The organism is Pseudomonas sp. LP_7_YM, from assembly GCF_004364435.1.
Lineage (GTDB): Bacteria > Pseudomonadota > Gammaproteobacteria > Pseudomonadales > Pseudomonadaceae > Aquipseudomonas.
In genome coordinates this window covers 1-3,632 of the sequence record NZ_SOCT01000032.1, presented here as the reverse complement: position 1 = coordinate 3,632, position 3,632 = coordinate 1, and the positions used below count along the sequence as shown (strand labels likewise).

Genomic DNA, 3,632 nt, shown 5'->3' with positions numbered 1-3,632 from the left:
AGGGTGCGGGTCAGTTCGCCAGCCGGATCGTATTCATAGCGTCGGTGGATCGGGTTGTAGGCGTGGTCCACCAGCAGGCTGTTGTCGCCGGGGTTATGGATCTGCGAGAGCTTTTCGCCCGGCAATTCGGAGGCGAACTGCCACCTCTTGCGGCCCATGGCGTCGTAGCCGAAGCAACTGGTGAGTTTGCCCTGGGTACGCAGCACCACGCGATGCAGGTCGTCGCACTCGATATCACGAGGGTATGGTGCCCGCCGCTGTAGTCGCGGCTGGTGATAACGCAGCGATCTACCGTCGCTGATCCAGTGCTCGACCACACGAGGCAGGCCCTAGGTTTTGTACGAAAAGTCGGTGCGGTTGGAATTGCCGCCATGATTGGCTGGAGGCCCGCATGGCAAAGCGTTACGAACTCTCCGATGCATCGTGGGAATTGATCAGGGATCTGGTTTCTCCAGAGCAGAAAATGGGTCGACCACGCAGTGATGATCGTCTGGTACTCCACGGAATCCTTTGGGTGCTTTGCTCTGGCGCAGCCTGGCGTGACCTGCCGGAACGCTTTGGGCCCTGGTCAACGGTGTGTCAGCGTTTTCGTGACTGGCGCGACGACAGCACGTTCGACCGAATACTTGAGCGCTTGCATATTCGACTGAACCGGGAAGGACTGATTGATCTGGACACCTGGATGATCGATTCCACAGCGGTACGTGCAACCCGAGCCTCTTCAGGCGTCGGGAAAAAGAGGGGCCTGAAGAACCGCTAGACCATGCCCTGGGACGCAGTCGAGGCGGCCTTACTACCAAGATCCACATGGTCTGCGACGCCAATGGTATTCCCTTACGCTTCATCCTTTCATCGGGACAAGCCAGCGATATCGCCCACGCCCAACCGCTGTTGGATCAAGTGCGAATTCCCGGTAAGCCGGGGCGACCACGCAAGCGTAGTCGCTGGTTACTGGCTGACAAAGGCTATGACGCTGAACACCTGCGTCATTACTGCGACCGTTACCGAATGCAGCCGGTGATCCCGCTGCGCGCCATGCCACGCAAACCCCGACCGGGCTTTCCCGACTCTTTGATCGTCCAAAGTATCGACAGCGGAACGTCATTGAGCGGATGTTTGGCTGGCTGAAAGAGAACCGCAGAATAGGGACTCGCTACGACAAGCTGGCCAAGAGCTTTGCAGCCATGGTCACGCTGGCCTGCAGCCTACGTTGTATACGGCAATACTTTTCGTACAAAACCTAGAAAACTTTAAATGCATCATTCTCGCAGTAAAACTTAAATGCTTCGAAATAATCATGTACGGTTGCCGAAGACAACTGATGGTTAGTGTTAGCAATAACATCTTCTATCATCGGCGTATCCAATGTCTCTTTCCACCCTAGGCTCGCAACCTGGGGAGGCAAATACTCCGTCGAATCAGGGGGAAAATCCCTGCTATCGAGCGAAAATGAACCTCTGGTTTCCAAATCCCATGCTGAATCTGGCATGTAAAACCATGAGTCCGGCATCTTTTCAATATTTTCCAAAACTTCTCTGATGCTATACGTTTTCATACTCACCTCAACATGCGGTACTTTGCAGTTTCTTGAAGCCACCCTGCTGATTTGGATGGAGACTATTTTGTACTGGCCCCGGCGCTTGGTGCTGAGCCCTGGGTATCAACTCAATGTCCTTAGGTGTTTGAGCGTTATGGTGCCAAGAATGGTTCGGAGGACTTCTATCACTAAAGCCGCGTCGTGGGCCCGGTTGGATATGTTCTACTACCTCCGGTGGAAGAGCTGAATTAAGCTCAGGGTACTTCAATGTGCGATTGTATAGCTCTTCGTTCGCGTAACGGAAGTGAGTAGACCGACCTGAAGCATGTATCTCCTCAGGCATTTCTATGCTGGACCACACGCTGTACTGACTACTCGATAACGGCCGTCCACTCGCATCAAATCCTGTCCATCCAAGAGGGTCTATCCAGACTGTAGGACTCATCACGTAGCGATAAAGATTGAACCCTCCATCCAGTCCAATCGGATCCTGTGTAATAAACCGCCCTACCTGCGGATCGTAATACCGAAACGTGTTGTAGTGCAGCCCCGTCTCGTCGTCGAAGTACTGACCTTGAAACCTAAGGTTTTGCTCGACGTCGCTGACTGTTAACGCTTCAACCTCACCCCACGCCTTGTACGTGGCCTGCCAGACGATCTGGCCGCCTGCGTCCGTCATTTCCAGCGGTGTGCCGATCTGGTCGGTGTGGAAGTAGTAGAGCTTTTGCTCTGTCTCGCCTTCCTGTTGGTCAACTCTCGCCAGCGGCGCGTAGCTGCCGGGTTCGTAAATGTAGAGGCTGCTCTGACCGGGCGCTTCCTCACGCAACAACCGCAAGCCTTGCCAGAGGAAATTTTTGTGTTCGGTCTGGCCATTTATTTCTGATGTTTTGGCGATGCGCCTGCCCAGGCTGTCGTAGCGATAGGTGCCGATACTGTGCAGTTTGCCGTTGACCAGTGTTTCAGCCTTGACCAACCTGTTTTCACAGTCGTAGCTAAACGTCTGCAACTTGCTCAGGCCGCTGCGCTTTTCAATCAAGTTGCCCCACGCATCGTAGGCGTATTCCTGGTCACGCCAGCGCTTAAGGCGGTTGTCTTTGACGTGATCAAACTGGCTGGTGTTGAAGTTCAGCCGGTTGGCTGCCGCGTCGTACCTGAACTCTTCACTGTCGACCAGTTTTCCGGTATCGCGACTGTGCAGTTGGCCGTTGGCCTCGTACTCGTATTTGATTTCGCCGCGCAGCTTGTCGAGGTGCGTCAGCTAGCTGGCCAAGTCATACTCGTGGCGGTGGATCGAGTAAATGCGTGATCGGCTAATAACGAAGTATTGATGCCTGGGTTGTGAATCTGCGAGGTTTTTCAGCTGGTAGCGCCAACCCTAACTGCCAGCTCTTGCGGCCCATAGCTTCATAGTCGAAGCAACTGGTGAGTTTGCCCTGCGTGCGGAAAACCTCGCGGTGAAGGTCCTCGCGCTCGATGACTTCTATCCACCAACTGCTTCTAAACCTACTATATCAATCTTGAAAATCATCATTCTGACGATAGAAAATAGTAGCATGCAGATAGTCTTCACATCCGGCCTTAACCGTCCGCTTGTCAAGTATTGAAACGATGTCAATTAAGGTTGGACATTCAACAAATGTACGTTTTTTTCTCAAACTCAATACTTTCCACCTCGTTCTCAGCTACATAATATTTAGCATTTCGCACAGCCGCATCGGAGTCAATATCTTCCCCGGAATCAACAAAAATCCAGCCCGTTTCGGGAAGAGTACTTAGCCCGTTTAATAGCTCGTAAAAACCGTTATAAAGTTTCATTCTACACTCCTCATCTGCAAGTTGATCCAAAGCTCCATTTATTACGCCCACCCGTACCATCAGGATGATAAACTTTATGGTATGTTTTGTGATCAACTCGATCAACTAGTTGAAGCGATCCGGGTTTATCACCATGATGCCAAGTTAATTTTGGAGGAGAGCTTCCTGAAAACGAGCCATCCACTCTAGTGTGCTGTCTCAGAAATAAAGCTCCTCATGCTTTTGAGGCCATGGCCTCACGGGCTCGTTGTATTTTATTCAAAATATCTTCCCCTTTGGC

At 52.1% G+C, this 3,632-nt stretch carries 3 protein-coding genes and 3 pseudogenes; 1 reads left to right on the top strand and 5 read right to left on the bottom strand.

What is annotated here, in order from left to right:
* Positions 1–236, bottom strand: a pseudogene (locus tag EC915_RS24615) (sugar-binding protein); the annotation flags it as partial.
* 155 nt (positions 237–391) lie between these two features.
* Here EC915_RS24615 and EC915_RS24610 point away from each other — a divergent pair.
* Positions 392–1,244: pseudogene (locus EC915_RS24610) on the top strand (IS5 family transposase).
* On the opposite strand, the gene EC915_RS24605 reads toward EC915_RS24610, so the two are convergent.
* The 4 genes and pseudogenes from EC915_RS24605 to EC915_RS24590 all read right to left on the bottom strand — a co-directional run bounded on the left by EC915_RS24605 (position 1,241) and on the right by EC915_RS24590 (position 3,536).
* Entirely contained in the window at positions 1,241–1,555 is a 315-nt protein-coding gene (locus tag EC915_RS24605; protein WP_133753056.1) for a hypothetical protein, read from the bottom strand. The pseudogene EC915_RS24610 and the gene EC915_RS24605 sit on opposite strands and share 4 nt — an antisense overlap.
* Positions 1,556–1,949: 394 nt before the next feature.
* Positions 1,950–3,021, bottom strand: a pseudogene (locus tag EC915_RS24600) (RHS repeat domain-containing protein); the annotation flags it as partial.
* Positions 3,022–3,166: 145 nt separating this feature from the next.
* A complete protein-coding gene (locus EC915_RS24595; protein ID WP_133753055.1) occupies positions 3,167–3,352 on the bottom strand; it encodes a hypothetical protein in 186 nt (61 codons plus the stop codon).
* A 10-nt stretch (positions 3,353–3,362) separates the two neighbouring features.
* The gene (locus EC915_RS24590) at positions 3,363–3,536 is read right to left on the bottom strand and encodes an HNH endonuclease (RefSeq protein ID WP_256658838.1); all 174 of its coding nucleotides are present in this window, start codon (positions 3,534–3,536) and stop codon (positions 3,363–3,365) included.
* Positions 3,537–3,632 lie beyond the last annotated feature (96 nt).